This is a genomic window from Streptomyces yaizuensis (assembly GCF_034961445.1).
Classification (GTDB): domain Bacteria; phylum Actinomycetota; class Actinomycetes; order Streptomycetales; family Streptomycetaceae; genus Streptomyces; species Streptomyces yaizuensis.
Map to the genome: position 1 here is coordinate 127,204 of NZ_BSBI01000003.1, position 18,283 is coordinate 145,486.

17 protein-coding genes and 1 pseudogene are annotated in these 18,283 nt (G+C 72.0%); 16 read left to right on the plus strand and 2 right to left on the minus strand.

What is annotated here, in order from left to right:
* Positions 1-62: 62 nt before the first annotated feature.
* Positions 63-473, plus strand: a complete 411-nt coding sequence (locus SYYSPA8_RS08825; RefSeq protein WP_323446463.1) for a RidA family protein — start codon at positions 63-65, stop codon at positions 471-473.
* Between the two features lie 300 nt (positions 474-773).
* On the plus strand, positions 774-2,234 hold the full coding sequence (locus SYYSPA8_RS08830) for a GntP family permease (RefSeq protein WP_323446464.1): 1,461 nt from the start codon (positions 774-776) through the stop codon (positions 2,232-2,234).
* A gap of 70 nt (positions 2,235-2,304) precedes the next feature.
* Here SYYSPA8_RS08830 and SYYSPA8_RS08835 read toward each other — a convergent pair whose 3' ends face one another.
* Complete coding sequence (locus SYYSPA8_RS08835; RefSeq protein ID WP_323446465.1) at positions 2,305-3,642, minus strand: M14 family metallopeptidase; 1,338 nt, start codon at positions 3,640-3,642, stop codon at positions 2,305-2,307.
* A 299-nt stretch (positions 3,643-3,941) separates the two neighbouring features.
* A complete protein-coding gene (locus tag SYYSPA8_RS08840; protein ID WP_323446466.1) occupies positions 3,942-5,642 on the minus strand; it encodes a chitinase in 1,701 nt (566 codons plus the stop codon).
* A 428-nt stretch (positions 5,643-6,070) separates the two neighbouring features.
* Here SYYSPA8_RS08840 and SYYSPA8_RS08845 point away from each other — a divergent pair, with 428 nt between their 5' ends.
* The 14 genes and pseudogenes from SYYSPA8_RS08845 (at position 6,071) to SYYSPA8_RS08910 (ending at position 18,265) form a co-directional block, all read left to right on the plus strand.
* Positions 6,071-6,952 carry a hypothetical protein gene (locus SYYSPA8_RS08845; protein WP_323446467.1) on the plus strand — a complete coding sequence of 294 codons (882 nt, stop codon included), beginning with the start codon at positions 6,071-6,073 and terminating at the stop codon, positions 6,950-6,952.
* 165 nt (positions 6,953-7,117) lie between these two features.
* Entirely contained in the window at positions 7,118-7,831 is a 714-nt protein-coding gene (cpaB, locus tag SYYSPA8_RS08850) for a Flp pilus assembly protein CpaB (protein WP_323446468.1), read from the plus strand.
* Positions 7,832-7,838: 7 nt separating this feature from the next.
* Positions 7,839-9,086, plus strand: coding sequence for an AAA family ATPase (locus SYYSPA8_RS08855; protein WP_323446469.1), 1,248 nt, complete (start codon positions 7,839-7,841; stop codon positions 9,084-9,086).
* Positions 9,087-9,124: 38 nt separating this feature from the next.
* Complete coding sequence (locus SYYSPA8_RS08860) at positions 9,125-9,676, plus strand: TadE/TadG family type IV pilus assembly protein (RefSeq protein ID WP_323446470.1); 552 nt, start codon at positions 9,125-9,127, stop codon at positions 9,674-9,676.
* A complete protein-coding gene (locus SYYSPA8_RS08865; RefSeq protein WP_323446471.1) occupies positions 9,673-10,035 on the plus strand; it encodes a TadE/TadG family type IV pilus assembly protein in 363 nt (120 codons plus the stop codon). Before SYYSPA8_RS08860 ends, SYYSPA8_RS08865 begins: the two co-directional genes overlap by 4 nt.
* An 80-nt stretch (positions 10,036-10,115) precedes the next feature.
* Entirely contained in the window at positions 10,116-11,456 is a 1,341-nt protein-coding gene (locus SYYSPA8_RS08870) for a CpaF family protein (protein WP_323446472.1), read from the plus strand.
* A gap of 102 nt (positions 11,457-11,558) precedes the next feature.
* Positions 11,559-12,500: a type II secretion system F family protein gene (locus tag SYYSPA8_RS08875; protein WP_323446473.1), complete on the plus strand. Its 942-nt coding sequence runs from the start codon at positions 11,559-11,561 to the stop codon at positions 12,498-12,500.
* A 14-nt stretch (positions 12,501-12,514) separates the two neighbouring features.
* The gene (locus SYYSPA8_RS08880) at positions 12,515-13,402 is read left to right on the plus strand and encodes a DUF5936 domain-containing protein (protein WP_323446474.1); all 888 of its coding nucleotides are present in this window, start codon (positions 12,515-12,517) and stop codon (positions 13,400-13,402) included.
* A 70-nt stretch (positions 13,403-13,472) separates the two neighbouring features.
* On the plus strand, positions 13,473-14,843 hold the full coding sequence (locus SYYSPA8_RS08885) for a sensor histidine kinase (RefSeq protein WP_323446475.1): 1,371 nt from the start codon (positions 13,473-13,475) through the stop codon (positions 14,841-14,843).
* Positions 14,844-14,881: 38 nt separating this feature from the next.
* Positions 14,882-15,760, plus strand: coding sequence for a response regulator transcription factor (locus tag SYYSPA8_RS08890; protein WP_323446897.1), 879 nt, complete (start codon positions 14,882-14,884; stop codon positions 15,758-15,760).
* Between the two features lie 225 nt (positions 15,761-15,985).
* On the plus strand, positions 15,986-16,234 hold the full coding sequence (locus SYYSPA8_RS08895) for a hypothetical protein (RefSeq protein ID WP_323446898.1): 249 nt from the start codon (positions 15,986-15,988) through the stop codon (positions 16,232-16,234).
* A 41-nt stretch (positions 16,235-16,275) separates the two neighbouring features.
* A pseudogene (locus SYYSPA8_RS08900) lies at positions 16,276-16,935 on the plus strand (pilus assembly protein TadG-related protein); the annotation flags it as partial.
* A gap of 29 nt (positions 16,936-16,964) precedes the next feature.
* Complete coding sequence (locus SYYSPA8_RS08905) at positions 16,965-17,573, plus strand: hypothetical protein (protein ID WP_323446476.1); 609 nt, start codon at positions 16,965-16,967, stop codon at positions 17,571-17,573.
* The gene (locus SYYSPA8_RS08910) at positions 17,573-18,265 is read left to right on the plus strand and encodes an OmpA family protein (protein ID WP_323446477.1); all 693 of its coding nucleotides are present in this window, start codon (positions 17,573-17,575) and stop codon (positions 18,263-18,265) included. Before SYYSPA8_RS08905 ends, SYYSPA8_RS08910 begins: the two co-directional genes overlap by 1 nt.
* Positions 18,266-18,283: the final 18 nt, after the last annotated feature.

The window sequence follows — 18,283 nt, forward strand, 5'->3', positions numbered from 1 at the left end:
ACCGAACCCTCACAGCCCAGAAGATCAGCCCAGAAGATCAGCCCAGCCCAGAAGGACGTTCCATGACCGAGAAGATCGCGCTCACCCCCGCGACCCACACCGCCCCGCCCGCCAAGTTCTCCCACGGCGTGAAGAAGGGCAACATCCTCCAGGTCGCCGGCCAGGTCGGCTTCCTCCCGGCGGTCGCGGGCCAGGCCCCGACCCCGGCCGGCCCGACCCTGCGCGAGCAGACCCTCCAGACCTTCGCCAACGTCAAGGCGATCCTGGAGGAGGGCGGCGCGAGCTGGGACGACGTCATGATGATGCGCGTCTACCTCACCGACGTCGACCACTTCGCCGAGATGAACCAGATCTACAACCAGTACTTCGAGGAGCAGGGCCTGACCGCCCCGCCGAGCGCCCGGACCACCGTCTACGTCGGTCTCCCCGCCGGCCTGCTCATCGAGATCGACGCGCTGGCGGTCCTGGGCTGATCCAGGCCGTCTCTTACGGATCTTGCTGGGGCTCGCGTGCCCTGGCACCGCACCTCGCTGCGTTGTCGTCAATCGCCGCTGCTCCGCAGGGACTCATTCCTCCGCCTTGCGATGCACGGCACCAGACCCCGCTCCCTGACCCAGCCTGATCCGTAAGAAACGACCTGGCCCCCACCGGCACGCTGAGCACCACCCTCCCCCACACAGCACGGCACCGCACGGCGCGGCGCTCCGCAACGGAGCGCCGCGCCGCGCTCCCTCCTGCCCGAGAAAACCCTTCACCGACACAGGGGTTGCATCATGCTGTTCGCTGCCGGCGCCGCACCGGAGGCGCCACCTCACACCGGAGGACTCCTCCTCCTCATCGACGGCACGGCCGGTCTGCTGACCGTCGCCGCCCTCGGTATCGCCCTGCTCCTCGTACTGATCATCAAACTCCGGCTCCAGCCGTTCGTCGCGCTGCTCGCCGTCTCCATAGCCGTCGGCCTCGCCGCTGGCCTCTCCGTCACCGAACTCTTCGGCACGGTCCAGCGCTCCGCCGCCGAGTCCGTCATCGAGAACGGCATGGGCGGCATCCTCGGCCATGTCGCCATCATCATCGGCCTCGGCACCATGCTGGGCGCGATCCTGGAGGTCTCCGGCGGGGCCGAGACCCTCAGCCGTCGGCTGCTCGACGTCTTCGGGGAGAAACGCGCCCCGCTGGCCATGGGCCTCACCGGTCTGATCTTCGGTATCCCGGTCTTCTTCGACGTCGGCATCTTTGTCCTCGCCCCCATCGTCTATGCGGCGGCGAAACGTTCCGGCAAGTCGATCGTCCTCTACGCCATGCCGCTGCTGGCCGGGCTGTCGATGACCCATGCCTTCCTGCCGCCGCACCCCGGTCCGGTGGCCGCCGCCGGGCTGCTCGACGTCTCGCTGGGCTGGGTCATCCTGATGGGCGTCGTCGTCGGCCTGCCCGCCGTCGCCGCCGCCTGGGTCTACTCCGACTGGATCGGCAAGCGGGTCTTCGTCGAGGTGCCGCAGGACATGCTGGACGCCGCGGAGGAGGCCAGGGCCGCGGTCGCCGCCGAGCGGTCGGGCGCCGACGAGTCCCCGGTCGCGCTCTCCACGGTGCTCCTCATCATCGGTACGCCGCTGGTGCTCATCCTCGCGGCCACCTTCTCCTCGATCGCGCTGGACGAGTCCACGCTCCGCTCGGTGATCGAGTTCTTCGGCAACCCGTTCGTCGCGCTGACGATCGCGCTGATCCTCGCGTACTACCTGCTGGGCATCCGGCGCGGCTGGTCGCGGGCGTCCCTGGAACAGGTGTCGACCTCCTCCCTCAAGCCGGTCGGCAACATCCTCCTGGTGGTCGGCGCGGGCGGCGTCTTCGGTGCCGTCCTCAAGGCGAGCGGGGTGGCCCAGGCGCTCTCCGACACCTTCGAGGACGTCGGCCTGCCGCTGATCGTCCTGGCCTATCTGATCTCGCTGGTGCTGCGTGTCGCGCAGGGTTCGGCGACGGTCGCGATCGTCACCACGGCGGGCATCGTGCTGCCGCTGGTGGAGAGCGGCGACCACTCGCAGCCCTTCCTGGCGCTGGTGATCATGGCGATCTCGGCGGGCTCGATCTTCGCCTCGCACGTCAACGACGGCGGCTTCTGGATCGTGGCCAAGTACTTCGGCATCTCCGAGCGGGACACCCTCAAGACCTGGACGGTCCTGGAGTCGGTGCTGTCGGTCGCGGGCTTCGCGGTCGCGGCCCTGCTCAGTCTGTTCGTCTAGCGGCTTTCCGGCATGGAGAGGGGCGGGCCGCCCGGGGAGCACCCGGGCGGCCCGCCCCCTTCCGTACGACTCAGCAGTACTGCGCTTCCTTGCCGATGGACCGGTACATGCAGTCCGAGTTCTCCAGCAGCTGGAGCACGGCGTCCCGGTTGCGGCTGGTCTCGCGCTCGATCACCTCGTCGGGCGGGTAGAAGCCGCCGCCCCCGAAGCCCGTCGGATACATCTCGAAGGTGTAGCCGAAGATCCGCTGGTTGCCCCAGAGCCAGTCGTCGATCGACCCGTCGGTGATGTAGAGGTCGCTGGACTGCTCCGGCGTGTAGCCGTTGCTCGCGCCCATCTTCTGGCCGACGGCGGCGAAGGCGTTGCGGTCGTCCTGGGTCATCCCCGGTGCCGTGTCGGCGGTGGTGTAGCCGAACGGCCAGAGGATCAGCTCGCTGTAGGTGTGGAAGTCGATGCCGGTCCTGATCTGCTGCTGTCCGCCGACGACCCGGCTGCGGACGAAGTCGGCGACGACCTTCACCTCGGGCGCCGACTCGGGGGCGCGGCCCCGGTAGGTCTCCGAGCCGAAGGAGCCGGAGGAGCCGCCGCAGCAGCCCCAGCGGTAGTCCCAGTTGCGGTTCATGTCGGTGCCGACGAATGTCGAACCGGTGTTGGGCTGCCGGTTCTTGCGCCAGCTGCGGTAGGAGCCGGTGGCGATGTCGTACTCGCCGCCGTCCGGGTTGAGGTCCGGGATGATCCAGATCTCCCGGCTGTTGACGGCATTGGTGATCCGCGCGTCGGTCCCGTAGTCCTCACCGAACTCGCGGAGCAGATACAGCGCCATCTCGACGGTGAGGTGCTCGCGCGCGTGCTGGTGGTGCGTGAACAGCACCTCGGGCTCGTTCTCGTCCGTCCCGACGTTGTCGCTGATCTTGATGGCGACGATGTCCCGGCCCTGGTGGCTGCGGCCGATGACCTGCCTGCTCATGATGTTCGGGTACTGGGCGACCCGCTGATTGATGGCCGTCGTCATCTCGGCGTAGTTGTGGTATCGGGAGTCCGCGGGCGGGAAGTCCATGGTCTTCACCGGCTCGCCCCCGGTGCGGGCCGGCGGGCCGGGCAGCGCCGACAGCTCGTACCCGAGCGAGCGCAGCCGCTGGACCTGGCGGGCGTCCGCGCTGACGACCGTGGAGCGGGCGTCCGCCTCGTCGATGGCGACGCCGACGGCGGCGATGGCGTTCCGCGAGGCCACGGTCGCCTTGCCCTTGATCTCGTACTGCCGGGTCAGCTCGTCCACGGCGGCGGGTCCCGCGGGTGCCGTGGGGTCCGGGGGTGCCGCGTTGGCGCTGAGGGGGGCCGCCAGCGCGAGCGCCAGCAGCGCGCTGAGCGCCGCCGCCTTCCGGCGGCCGCCGCGTATCCGTAGTCGCATGCCGTCTCCTGGGGGTGGAGTGGGGGTAGCCGATGCGCACCGGTGGGACATGGCGCAGGTGCGGTGTGGGCACACATCGTGGAGTGCTGACATGGTCAGGTCAAGAGCGCCGCCTCGGTCGTCCGCTGACCGGACGTGCGGAGCCCGCTCCGGGAAACGCGCCCGCGGCGCCACCGGAAGGACGGTGGCGCCGCGGGGTCGTGCGCTGTGGTTGTCGTGCGATGCGGTTGTCGTGCGATGCGGTTGTCGTGCGCCTCCCGCCCGGATGCCGGGCGGGAGGTACCGCTACGGACGGAGTGCTACGGGAGGGCCTTGACGTGCGGGCCCACCGCGTTCGACCAGGCGTTGCCGGCCGTCGCGTCCCAGTTCGTGGACCAGGTCATCGCGCCGCGCAGCCCCGGGTAGGTCCGGGCGGGCTTGAAGGTGCCGCAGTTGGTGCCCTTGGTGAGGCAGTCCAGCGCCGCGTTCACGACCGACGGGCTGACGTAGCCGCTGCCCGCGCCCCGGGTGGAGGCCGGGACACCCAGGCCGACCTGGGACGGGTCCAGACCGTTCTCCAGCTGGATGCAGGCGAGCGCGGTGAGGAAGTCCACCGAGCCCAGGTGGTAGACCTTGCCGTCGCAGCCGAGCATCGAGCCGCTGTTGTAGTTCTGCATGTTGACGACCGTGAGGATGTCCTTCACGTTCAGCGCGAGCTTGAAGTACTCGGTCGACGTGGACTGCATGTCGATGGTCTGCGGGGCCATCGTCAGGACCATGTTGGGTCCTGCCTTGGCCGAGAGCTGGCGCAGCGCCTTCGTCAGGTAGGTCGAGTTGATCCCGTGTTCGAGGTCGACGTCGAGGCCGTTGAAGCCGTACTCCTGCATCAGGGCGTAGGCGCTGTTCGCGAAGGCGGTGGCCGACGCGTCGCTGTTGACGGTCACATTGCCGATCTCGCCGCCGACGGAGATGATGACCGACTTGCCGGCCTGCTTCTTGGCGGCGATGTCCGCCTTGAACTCGGCGACCGAGGAGTAGCCGAGCGCGGGGCTGAGGTTGAAGGTCAGCTCACCGGGCGTGGTGGTGGCGTCGGCGAAGGCGACCGCGATGATGTCGTACGCGTTCTGCACGTCCCGCAGCTTCTGGACGGTCGCGCCGTTGTTGAAGTTCTGCCAGTAGCCGGTCACCGCGTGCCGGGGCACCACCGGGTTGGGGTGCACGGGGCCGGTCCCGGTCCGGGCCGGGAGGGCGGTGGAGCGGGCCGACTCGCCCGCGCTGTTGGTGGCGGTCACCTGGAAGGAGTACGCGGTGTCGGCGGTCAGCCCGGTGACGGTGGCGGAGGTGCCGGTCGCGGACTGCACCCGGGTGCCGTCGCGGTAGATGTTGTAGCCGGTGGCGCCGGTGACGGCACCCCAGTTGAGCGCGATGGACGAGGAGGTGATCTGTCCCGTGGCGAGCCCGGTGGGCGTCGCCGGGATCACCGGCTCGGGGTCGATCCCGCCGCCGCCGTCGGGGCCAAAGACGTTCACGTCGTCCACGAAGTAGGCGGGGGTGCCGTACCAGCCGTGGGTGTAGACGGTCACCGATGTGGTGGTCGCGCCGGTGCGGAAGCTGGTGGAGAGCTGCTGCCAGCCGGTGCTTCCCGGGGACCAGGTGGAGACGTCGGTGGTGCCGGTGCCGCTCGCCCCGAGGTAGGCGTGGCCGCCCTGGGTCCAGGCGGAGAGCTGGTACGTCGAGTTGGGCTTGACGGCCACGGTCTGCGTGCAGCGGGCGTTGTCGTGCCCGGCCGGGGTCGCCCTGAGGGCGGACGCGCCGGTCCGTGCGGGGGTGGCGACATTCGCGCCAGTGCCGCCGGAACAGGTCCAGCTGGAGAGGCCGTTCTCGAAGCCGGGGTTCTTGGCCACGTTGATGTCGGCCGCCTGGGCGGTGCCGGTCATGGCCGTGACGGAGAGTCCGGCCCCGAGGGCGAGGGCCAGACCGCCGCCGAGCCATCTCCGCGAGCGTGTGCTGCTGCGGTCCACGTGCTGCCTCCTGTGGGGGAGTTGGTGGGGGGAAGAAGCCAGGAGTGGTGAGGAGCTGGGGGAGCTGGGAGGAGCTGGGGTAGCTGGGGTAGCTGGGAGGAGCGAACGGTGGCCACCGATGGCCCAAAGTTGGTCCAGACCAATGCACTTGTCAAGACCTCAGCCGCTTATTGCCACCGGGAGTACGCCAGCGCTTTTCAGCCAAGTCCTGTGGTACGGGCCCGCGTACGCCGCCGTCAAGGGTGTGCGGGAACGTCATCCTTTGATGCTCTTTGGCCTGTGCGGAGGGTGCCGGTCGCACGGCGCTGGGTTCCCAGAGGTGTTCTCTGCCCCCCGAGTCGCGGATAAAGTGCTCGTGCAGGAGCAGCGAGCAGTACGTCACTGCGGTCACGGGACCCCCGGCGACCGGAGCCGAACGGGGAACCAGCGTGCCGACCGCAATAGCTGTCACCAGCGCAGATCTGGTGCTACCGCCGACGGACCAGCACACGCCGACGGCCGCCCTGCTGCACGCGCCCGAGGATCAGCCGCTGGACGCCGCGATCACGGACATGACCGTCCTGCTGGAGCAGCACGGCTATGTCGTGGCGGTCCTCCCGGCGACGCTCCCGCCCGCCCACGAGCGCCGGCTGCACACCGTCCGCTCGATGCTGGAGAGCAACCGGATCGCCCTGCTCAAGGTCGATCTACCGCCGCTCGGGACCGCCGTCCTCGCCCGCCAGCTGCGGCAGTTGTCCATTTGCGACTTCGGCCCCGGAGTCATCGCCTCCGCCGCCCGGCTGCTCTCCCACTACATCTACGCGGGCGCCCAGCTCGCCTCCGTGGCCCGGCTCGACCGGGTGCCCGTCGGACTGAAGTCGCACACCAGGTCCTGGGTGCCCGGATCGCAGTTCGCGGTGCTCGCCAACCCGGCCCCCGAGCTGGTCAGGGTCGGCGCCGGAGCCTCCATCGGCGGCCCCGCCTTCCCCACCCGGATGGCCGTGGCCCGGGGCCCGCTCCCGTCGGAGTGGATCGAGCGCACCCTCGTCCCCGAGTGGCGGGTCCAGGGCGTCGAGGACGTGCCCCTGCCCGCCGCGTCCGCCGGCTGGTGGGGCACCGGGAAGCTGATCGAGTTCGCCGCCTTCCTACCCGAGATCTCCGTCCTCTACCAGCTGGTGTCGTCCGTACGGCGAGAGGTGTGCACCTGGTGCGGCATTGAACTCATCGGTGACCGCTGCGGATTCTGCTCGGCCCCGCTCGCGGGCGACGGGCAGCAGGGCCGGGAGTCCGGCGTCCTCAAGCACGGCACCCCCGCCTACCACGGGCCGTGACCGGCCCGGCGCCCGGCCGGCCCCGCCCGGCGGCGCCCCGTACCCCGCACCCGTCCCCATCGCACCGGCCCCCGCCCCGGTCCCTGGTCCAGGTCAGGGCGGTGCCGGTCGGTGAAGCAGCGCGGCGAAAGCCGGCGCAGTCAAGCGAACGAGGTCAACCGGCTCATGAATTCACGCCAACGACGCGGCGTCATCCTTCTCGTGGTCTCCCTCCTGTGTGCCCTCGGCGCGTTCGCCGGCGTGATATCGGTGATCAACGACGTGAACTCCAAGGTGGGGCCCGAGGTCACCGCGTACCGGCTCGCGTCCGACGTCGCCCCCTACGCCCCCCTGCGGGAAGCCCAGTTCGAGAAGGTCGCGGTGCCCCGCCGCTGGCTCTCCGAGAGCGCCGTCACCGATCTCTCGGTGCTCCGGGGGAAGATCGCCGTCACCCGGCTCCGCAAGGGCTCGCTGCTCCAGGAGGACATGATCGTCAAGCGGCCCGCGCTGGCCGCCGGCGAGCAGGAGATCGCCATCATGATCGACGCCGCCACCGGGGTGGCCGGCAAGATCACCCCCGGTGACCTGGTCAACATCTTCGCCACCTTCGCCGGGAAGACCGAGAACGACCCCGACCAGTCCCGGATCATCGTCACCAACGCCCGGGTCATCGACGTCGGCCGGCTCACCCCGCTGGAGCGCCGCGACGACGACCGGCGCGCCCGCATGCGCGAGGCCGTCCCCATCACCTTCGCCCTCAGCGCCAAGGACGCCCAGCGCGTCGCCCACGCCGAGTCCTTCGCCGAGCATGTGCGGCTCGCCCTTCTCGCCAAGGGCAGCCCGTCCACCTTGCGCCCCGGTGACAGCACCTACACCCTTGACGAAGACAAGAACAGGTGAGGGCCGCATGAGCACACGCATTCTGCCGGCCGTCGCGGACGCCGACGCCGCCCGCGCCATCACCACCCTGCTGGGCCAGCTGCCCGACGCGGAACCCGCCGCCCCGGTCACCGACTCCACCGCGCTCCTCGACACCCTGGCCCGGCTGGCCGCCGACTCCCTGGACGAACTGCCCGAAGTGGTCCTCGTCCACGAGCGGATCGGCCCGGTGCCCGCCCTCGAACTGATCCGGGAGGTGGCCCTGCGCTTCCCCGCCGTCGGCGTCATCCTCGTCACCGTCGACGCCGGACCCGGGCTGTACTCGGCGGCCATGGACTCCGGCGCGCGGGGCCTGGTGGCCTTCCCCCTCTCGTACGAGGAACTCCAGCAGCGCGTCCAGGCGGCGGCCGGCTGGTCCACGGGCGTACGGCGCCATCTCGGCCACAGCGGTGACGTGTTCACCGGGCCCGGCGGCACCGTCGTCACCGTCAGCGGCGCCAAGGGCGGCGTCGGCACCACCGTGACCGCCGTCCAGCTGGCGCTCGCCGCACAGGCCTCCGGGCGCACCGTCGCCCTGGCCGATCTCGACCTCCAGTCCGGGGACGTCGCCTCCTACCTCGATGTGCAGTTCCGGCGCTCCATCGCCGACCTCGCCGGCATCCAGGACATATCACCGCGCGTGCTCCAGGACGCCCTCTTCACCCACCACACCGGCCTCGGGCTGCTGCTCGCGCCGGGGGAGGGGGAGCGGGGCGAGGAGGTCGACGACCGCGCGGCACGCCAGATCGTCAGCGCCCTGCGCAGCCGGTACGAGGTCGTCGTCCTCGACTGCGGCACCCAGATGCACAACGCGAACGCCGCCGCCGTGGAAATGGCCGATATCACTCTGCTCGTCACCACGCCGGATGTGATCGCCGTGCGCGGCGCCAAGCGGATGGTCCGGCTCTGGGACCGGCTCCAGATCCGCAAGGCGGAGGAGACCGTCTCCGTCGTCAACCGGCACCATCGCGCCACCGAGATCCAGCCCGCCCTGATCGAGAAGATCACCGGCACCCGGGTGGCCCGGACCACCGTGCCCGCCGCGTACAAGGAACTCCAGCCGGTGGTGGACGCCGGACGCATGCAGGACCTGGAGGCCAAGTCCACCGTGAAGCAGGCCCTGTGGGGGCTCGCGGGCGAGCTGGGGCTCGTCAAGGCGGCGGAGGCGGAGCAGAAGCAGGGGAGATTCCGGGGGGACAGGGGTTCGATCAGGGTCCGGCGGGCACGGTCGAGATGACAGCGGTACGGGTACGGGCGAGAGGGCGCGGGGGCGCGATGAGGTCCGAGGGACGGCCGGGCGGTGCCGGGGCTCCTGCCGCCCGGATCGACGGGGCTGCCCGGATCGGTACGGCTGCCTGGATCGGTACGGCCGTCCGGATCGGTACGGCCGTCCGGGTCGATACGGTCGTCCGGATCGGTACGGCGATGCGGCGCGCGCGGCCGTTACGGCACCGACTGCCCCGCCCCGGGGACGACCGGGGCCAGGCGGCCGTCGAGTTCACCGGCACCATCCCGGTCATCCTGACGACCTTCGTCCTGCTCTGGCAGGCCGCCCTCATCGGCTACACCTTCTCGCTCGCGGGGAACGCGGCCGACAAGGCCGCCCGTGCCGCCGCTGTCTCCCAGGGGGCGGACTGCGGCCGGGCCGCCCGCGAGGACGTGCCCGGCGCCTGGGACGTCGACGCCCGCTGCGAGCGTGCCGGAGACCTCTACCGCGCCACCGTGACCCTGCACGTCCCCGTGCTCTTCCCCGGCGCTGCGGACTTCCCCTTCGAGGTCACGGGCGAGGCCGCCGCCCCCGTCGAGGAAGCGGAGGACCGGTGGTGAGCGGCCGGCGGGAGCGCGGCCAGGCCGCCATCGAGTTCGCCGGGATCATCACCCTGCTGCTCGTCGTCGCGCTCGCCGCGATCCAGCTCGGCCTGGTCGCCTACGCCGCCCAGCAGGCGGGCACGGCGGCCCGCGCCGCCGCCCGTACCGCCACCCAGGACGACGACGGCCCCGGCAGGGCCACCGCCGCCGGGCACGCCGCGCTGAGCGACTGGCTCGACGCCGACATCTCCGGGGTGCCGGCCTCCTGCGAGGGGGAGGGCGAGGTCACCGTGACCGTCCGGGTCCAGGTCCCCGAGCTGCTGCCCGGCTTCGACGCGGGCGCGGCCGAGCGGAGGGTCACCATGCCCTGCGACTGAGCGGCGGGACCGCCCCCGGCCGCCCGTACCGGCGGCATCACCGGATGAACCCCCCCCCGTACCACCAGGGAGATGAGGACATGAGCCTGCGGGCGCGGATCAGCAGCCCCGAGCCGGTCAACGGCCACAGCGAGGAGAACCGCCTGGTCGTCGTCTACCGCGCCAAGCTGCTCGAAGAGATCGACCTCGCCGAGATGTCCTCGCTCGCCGCCGCCGAGCGGCGGGCCCGCCTGGAACGCGTCCTCGGCCACATCCTCAGCCGCGAGGGCCCGGTCCTCTCCACCGCCGAACGCGCCCGGCTGATCCGCCGGGTCGTCGACGAAGCCCTCGGCCTCGGCATCCTCGAACCGCTCCTGGAGGACGCCTCCATCAGCGAAATCATGGTCAACGGCCCCGAGCAGGTCTATGTCGAGCGCAGCGGCCGGCTGGAGCTGCTGCCGCTGCGCTTCTCCTCCGCCGACCAGCTGATGCAGACCATCGAACGCATCGTGTCCACCGTCAACCGCCGGGTGGACGAGGCCAACCCCATGGTCGACGCCCGGCTCCCGTCCGGCGAGCGCGTCAACGTGATCATCCCGCCGCTCTCCCTCAGCGGCCCCATCCTCACCATCCGCCGCTTCCCGCGCGCCTTCACCCTCCAGGAGATGATCGCCATCGGCTCGCTGGACGAGCAGATGACGCTGCTGCTCGCGGGGCTGGTCCGGGCGAAGTTCAATGTGATCGTCTCCGGCGCCACCGGCACCGGGAAGACCACCCTGCTCAACTCCCTCTCCGGGCTGATCCCCGACGGGGAGCGGATCGTCACCATCGAGGACTCCGCCGAACTCCGGCTCCAGCAGTCCCATGTGATCACCCTGGAGAGCCGCCCGCCCAATGTCGAGGGCAAGGGCCGGATCACCATCCGCGACCTCGTCCGCAACTCGCTGCGCATGCGCCCCGACCGCATCGTCGTCGGCGAGGTCCGCGGCGGCGAGACCCTGGACATGCTCCAGGCCATGTCCACCGGCCACGACGGCTCGCTCGCCACCGTCCATGCCAACAGCGCCGAGGACGCGCTGATGCGGCTCCAGACCCTCGCCTCCATGTCCGAGGTCGAGATCCCCTTCGCGGCGATCAAGGACCAGATCAACAGCGCGGTGGACGTCATCGTCCAGCTCACCCGGCACGCCGACGGCTCCCGCCGGGTCACCGAGATCGCCGTGGTCGACTCCACCGGCCGCGAGGAGTACCGCATCGTCTCCGTCTGCCGCTTCCAGGCCCGGCCGATGTCCGCCGACGGGAAGGTCCACGGCCGGTTCGTCCACCACCCGGTGCCGCGCCGGGTCGCCGAACGGCTCTACATGAAGAACGAGGCGCTGCCCCCGGCGTTCGGGGTCGCCGAGTCCGACGACCATCTCGCCGTGCGTCCGTCCGCCCTGTAGCCGTCCCGCTCTCCGGCTCTCCGGCCCGGGCCCTCCGAAGCCCCTGAGCCCCTGAGCCCCTGAGCCTCCGAGTCTCCGAACGAAGAAGGTGCCCCGCCCGCCATGGACCATCTCCCGCTCCTGACGGCAGGAGTGACCCTGCTCGCCGGTGTGCTCGGCGTCGTCGGCGTCCACGTCTACAGCTCGGGCCGGGCCCAGCGGCAGGCCCTGGTCCAGCGGATGGCGCAGATCGGCGAGCTGCCCGCCGCCGCCGGCCGCCGCCGCCGCTTCCACGCGCTCGACCGCCGGATGCGCACCACCCGCCTCGGCCGCACCGTGGAGCGCAGGATCGCCGCCACCGGCCTCGACGTCACCCCCGGCGAGTACGCGGTCTACGTCCTCGGCACCGTCGTCGCCGGCTATCTCGTCGTCGGCGCGGTCTTCGCCCCCTTCTTCGGCGCCGTCGCCGCCCTGCTGATCCTCTGGGGCGCCCGGGGCTTCCTCGAATGGCAGCGCTTCAAGCGCACCGAGGCCTTCATCAGCCAGCTCCCCGAGCTGACCCGCGTCCTCGCCAACGCCACCCAGGCCGGGCTGGCCCTGCGCACGGCCCTCGCCATGGCCGCCGAGGAGCTGGACGACCCGGCGGGCCATGAACTCGGCATCGTCGCCGACCAGCTCGCCGTCGGCCAGAGCCTGGACGACGCGCTCGGCGCCCTCGCCGAACGGCTCCCCTCCCGGGAGCTGATCGTCCTCGTCACCACCCTCATCCTCGCCAACCGGGCCGGCGGGCAGGTCGTCACCTCGCTGCGGAACCTGACCCAGTCCCTGGAGGAACGCAAGGAGACCCGCCGGGAGGTCACCACCATGCTCTCCCAGATCAAGGTCACCGCCCTCGCCGTGCCCCTGCTCGGCCTCGGCTTCCTGCTGATGATCAACAGCATGACCCCGGGCGCCCTGGACCGCATGACCGGCTCGGTCGTCGGCCAGGCCGCCACCCTCGTCGCCTTCGGGCTCTACGGACTCGGCGCGTTCCTGATCCGCCGGGTCTCCCGGATCCAGGTCTGAAGAAGGAGGACCCGATGGGACCACTGCTCGCCACCCTGCTCGCGTTCTCCGTGTACGGGATCTTCCTGGGCGTACGGATGTACCGCGCCGACGCGAAGCTCCCCGGCGACCTGGTACTCGCCCTGGAGGTCGGCGCCACCCGCACCACCGCCGTCGGCTCCGTCATCGACCGCCTCGGCATGCGGTACGCCCCCGCCGTGCTCCGCGCCATGGGCCCGGCCCGGGTCGACGCGCTGCGCCGCCGGCTCGACATGGCCGGCAACCCCGGCGGCCTGACCGTCGACCGGTACGCCGCCCGCCGCGCCGTCCACGGCTTCCTCGGTGTACTGGCCGCGCTCTCCATGCTGCTGCGGGGACAGTTCGCGCTCGCCGTCTTCCTGCTGGTCTTCGGCGCCTTCTGGACCGATGTGATCATCAGGTCGGCCATCCGCAGACGCCGCGCCGACATCGAACGCACCCTCCCCGACTTCCTCGACGTCCTCGCCGTCGTGGTCTCCGCCGGACTCGGCTTCCGGCAGGCCCTGGAGCGGGTCGCGGAGAAGTACGAGGGGCCCTGGGCCGACGAACTGCGCATCACCCTGCGCCAGATGGACATGGGCGTCAGCCGCCGGGACGCCTTCGACCAGCTGCGCAGGCGCAACGACTCCGAACAGGTATCGATGTTCGTCACCGCGCTCCAGCAGGGCGAGGAGCTGGGCGCCCCCATCGTGGACACCCTGATCCAGATCGCCACCGACATGCGCCGCACCGACGCGCAGAACGCCCGCCGGGAGGCCGCCCGCGCGGTGCCCAAGTCCACGCTCGTGGTCACGCTGATCATGCTGCCCGCGACCATGATCCTCATCGTGATGAGCTTCTACTACGGCTCGGGCGTCGACCTGGGCGAGGTGCTGGGCGGCTGAACCCGCTCCCTCCGGCCCCGCTTTCCCCTGCCCCGCCCCGGCACGCCACCGACCAGGAGGTGACGCACACATGAACCCCGCAGCCCCCGCCGATGGTTCGGCGCCACCGCTCCCGCTCCAGGTCAACGCCCTCCAGGCACTGTGCCGCCAGGTCTTCGGCTGCCGGCTGGCGATGATCGTCCTCGCCGTCCCCTTCGCCCTCGCCTCCGCCGCCCCCGGCCCCGCGAGCTGGCTGGTCGGCGCGGCCGTACTGATCACCTTCATGACCTCCTACGCCCTGCTGCGCGACTGGGAGCGCTTCGGCCCCGTCCTCCTGCGCCACCCCTGGATCCTCGGCGCCGACATGGCCATCGGCGCCCTCCTCCTCGTCGCCGCGTCCCCCGACTCCACCCTCGCCTACGTCACCCTCTGCACCCCGCTGCTCGGCGGCCTGATCTCCGGCTGGCGCGGCGGCGCCGTCCTCGCCGTGCTCCAGTCCGCGCTGGTCGCGGGGGCGTACGCGGTCAACGACCGGGCCGACGCCGGATACACCGCCCTGCTGCTGCCGGGGCTGTGCGTCCTCGCGGGCGGCCTCGGCAGCACCCTGCGTACGCTCATGCTGCGCTTCGGCGCGGCGAGCCTGGCCCTCTCCGACGCGCGCGCCCGGCTGGCCGCCGCCGGGGCGGTCGAGGACGAACGGGCCCGGCTCGCCCGCGAGATGCACGACTCGGTCGCCAAGACCCTGCACGGCCTGGCCCTGGCCGCCGAAGGGCTGGCCCGCAGCGCCGGCCGGACCGACCCCGCCGCCGTCCGCGACCAGGCCGAACTGGTGGCCCGCGCGGCCCGCCGGGCCGCCGCCGAATCCCGTGCCCTCCTGGCCGACCTGCGCCGCGACTCCGCCCGGTACGAGGAGACCGGCCCGCGCGGGGACACCGGCGGCGAGCGCTCCGGGGCCCGGCCCGTCGACGTCCTCGCGGAACTGGCCGCCCGTACCGACGCCTTCGCCCGCCGTACGGGGGTCGTGGCGGTGCTCCGCCGTACGGGGGAGGACGCCGCCGTGGAGCCCGCCGTCGCCCGGCAGCTGCTGACGATCGTCGCGGAGGCCCTGGAGAACGCCCACCGCCACGGCCGCCCCGGACGGGTCGAGGTACGGGCCGGGGCGGTGGCCGGGACGCTGCGGATCCGGGTCGCCGACGACGGCCGGGGCCTGCCGCCCGGCACCACCCTCGACGGCCTGCGCCGGGCGGGCCACTTCGGCCTGGTCGGCATGGCCGAGCGGGCCCGCGCCGCCGGCGCCCGGATCACCATCGGCCCCGGACCGGGCGGCCGGGGCACGGAGGTCCGGCTCGACCTCCCCCTGCCGGCGCCCCACGCCCCCTGTCCGGACCCGCTGCCCGGCCCCACCGAGCCCACCGGATCCGGCGGTTCGCTCCCGCCGGAACCGCTTCCTCTGCTGCCATGAGTACCCCGTCCCCCGCGTTCCGAGAGGAGGCCGAGGCCATGCCGGACATAGCCGAAGAGCCCCCGCCCCGCCGGCCCCACCCCCCGCCGCCCGCCGCCGGGCCGCTGCGGATCGTCGTCGCCGACGACAATCCCGTGGTCCGCGCGGGCCTCACCGCCCTGCTCGGGGCCCACCCCGGGATCGACGTGGTCGCGGCCGCCGCCGACGGCCGCGAGGCCTGCGCCGAAGTGCTGCGCCACCGCCCGGACGGGATCCTCCTCGACGTCCGGATGCCTGGCGCCGACGGCCTGTCCGTCCTGCCCTGCCTCGTACGGCTGGCCCCGGTGCTGATGCTGACGTACAGCCGGGAGAGCCGCACCGTCCGCACCGCCCTGGCCCGCGGCGCGGCGGGCTATCTGGTGCACGGCGAGTTCACCGCCGACGAACTCGTGCAGGCGGTACGGGACATCACGGCGGGCCGCCCCGCCCTGTCGCCGTCGGCGGCGCGGGTGCTCTCCGCCGTACCCGTGGAACAGCCCGTGGGGATGTCTGCTTCCGCACACACAGGCCGATGGAGTGATCTCCGTACGGTCCCCACAGGCCTTTCCGCGCTTGACGGCCACGCGGACGCCGTCCTCCGTGAATGCGCCGCTAACCCTTCGCTTTCGCAAGCGAATATGGGACATTCGGCAGCGGGATCCCCTCCGGAGCACCCCGGGGGGACGGTGCTCACCGAGCTGAGCCGGCGGGAGGCCGAGGTGATGGAGCTGATCGCGGCGGGGATGACCAACCAGGAGATCGCCGCGGCCTGCTTCATCAGCCAGAAGACGGTCAAGAACCACATCAACCGCATCTTCGCCAAGCTGAACACCGGCAGCAGGGGCGAGGCCATCGCCCTCTGGCACCGATGGGCCGGGAAGGGGGTCCGTCCGGCATGAACGACCACCCGGCAGCGGGCCCCACGGGTCCGGGCCCCGGCACGCCGACCGCTTCCGGCGGGCGGAGTTGGGCCCCAGGGCCCATGTCCGGCCGGGCCCCCGCGGCGTACAGTGCTCACGCTGCTCACGGGGCCGGTCGCTGTCAGTGCACGGACCCGGCGGGCGGCGCCATGGACTCGCGACCGCCACGCGGCCACCGTGCCGTCAGCCCCGGAGGGGAATCCCATGTCGAACGTGACGCAGAAGGCCGTGGCGAAGGCGCGTCGGTACGGAGCGGCCCGGATGGCGGCCGTCGCCCGGTCGATGCGGGAGCGCCGGGACGCGGGGCAGGACTCCGTCGAGTACGTCGGTGTGATCGTCCTGGTGGCCGCGATCATCGCGGCGCTGGTGGGGTCGGGAGTGGCCGACGACATCGCCAACGGCCTGCGGAGCCAGATCTCCGACATTCTGAGCAGCGGCGGTGGCGGCGAGTAGTCCGCGCGACCGCCGTCGGACGCGAGGAGGGCCAGGCGGCCCCGCTCTATCTGGCGATGATCGTGGGCCTGCTCTTCCTCGGCCTCGCCTTCTTCGCTGTCGGCCAGGCCGGCGCCAACCGCAACGGCACCCAGTCCGGAGCCGACGCCGCCGCGCTCGCCGCCGCCCAGGAGTCCCGCGACGACCTCGAAGAGCTGCTCTTCGAGAACATCCTCGACCCGGACTTCCTGCGGGACTTCTTCGGCGGCGGCGCCCAGTGGCTGGACGGGGGCTCCTGCGGGGACGCCGCCGGGCTCGCCGCGGCGAACGACACCACGCTGCTCGACTGCGGCCCGACGGGGGACGGCCGCTGGGGGCGGGTGGTCCGGGTCGAGGCCGGGCGGCCCGTCGGCGACACCCTGATCCCGGGCACCGAGAACGACCGCGCCACCGCCAGGGCCACCGCCGTGGTGGAGTCCCGGTGCGACTTCGAGCCCGCCGAGGACGAACCGGACCCCACGCCCACCCCCACGCCCACGCCCTCCGGCGAACCGGAGGAGCCGGGAGAACCAGGCGAACCCGGCGAGCCGACGGAGCCGGCCGAGCCGCCGGTGCCCGGCCTGCTCCGCTGCGACGACCGGGACTTCGAGATCGACCCCGCGCGGCCGGACCTCTTCCCCCGGATGTCCGACCTCTTCACCGTCCGGCTCGACCGGGACTGACCGCGACCGAACGCAAAGGAACAGCACTGATGAGAATGCGGTACGGAGCCAGCACCCCCAGGGCGGCGACCGCGGCCCTGGCCGCCGTCGTGCTGGGGCTCGCCCTGACGGCGTGCGGCGGCGACGACGACCCGTCCGACAGGAAGAACGCCGGGTCGGCGGCCACCCCCACGGGCCGGGCGGACCAGCCCGAGCAGCCGCAGGAGCCGCAGGACGGCGGGAACGAGACCCAGCAGTCCGCCGAGGCGCTGGCCGTGGTCAAGGGCAGCAGCGGCTTCGAGTTCACCGTCAGCTCCGCCGAACGGGACTCCGGCGGCTTCCTCACCCTCTCCGGCACCGTCCGGAACATCAGCGACAAGCGCAAGCCCCCGCCCCTCCAGTGGAGCGGCCAGGAGACCCAGGTCAAGCGGACCGGCCCCTCGCTCGGCGGCATGACACTCGTCGACAAGACCGACAAGAAGCGCTACTACGTCCTGCGGGACACCGACGGCTACCCCCTGACCACCACCGGCCTCGGCTCCCTCGACGCGGGCGAGAGCGTGGACTTCTTCGCCCAGTTCCCCGCCCCGCCCCAGGAGACCGGCTCCGTCGACCTCCAGATCCCGCTGATGCCCAGCACCACGATTGAGCTGGGCTGATGGGCGCCGCGACGACCGGGCGGCGCAGGCACCGGCCCGTACGGCGCCCGGCGGCCGCGACCCTCGCCGTGACGCTGCTCATCGGCGCGGCCCAGCTGCACGCCGCCACGACCGCCACGGCCGGCCCCGGCACCCGGTACGGGAGTGCCGCCGCGGACGACCCCGTGACGCCGCCGGGCAGTGTGGCCACGTACACCCCGCCGGTCATCGACGGCGACAACCCCGGGCTGCGGATGCGCGAGGGCGCCACCCTCGCCACGTCCCGCGTACTCGACATCGTCTCCATCGTCGAGTCCGAGGGCGGCGAGGAGCGCCGCGAACAGACCACGTCCTCGCTCAAGTTCGCCCTCCAGGCGGAAGTCCTCTTCGGCAAGGACAGCCATGAACTGACCCCCCAGGCGAACAGCCGGATCGCCGCCATCGCCGAGGAGATCCGCAAGAACGGCGCCCGGCAGGTCCGCGTCTTCGGCTTCACCGACAACCTCGGCACCTACCGGTACGGCCGCGTCCTCTCCCGCAAACGCGCCGACGCCGTCCACGGCATGCTCGGCGACCAGCTGGAGGACCCCGCCGTCTCTTACATCGTCCGCGGCTACAGCGAGGACTTCCCCATCGCCGACAACTCCACCGAGGAGGGCAGGAAGAAGAACCGGCGGGTCGAGGTCTCCTTCCCGACCGGTGGGGAGCGCTGACAGGCACGGGCGCACCTC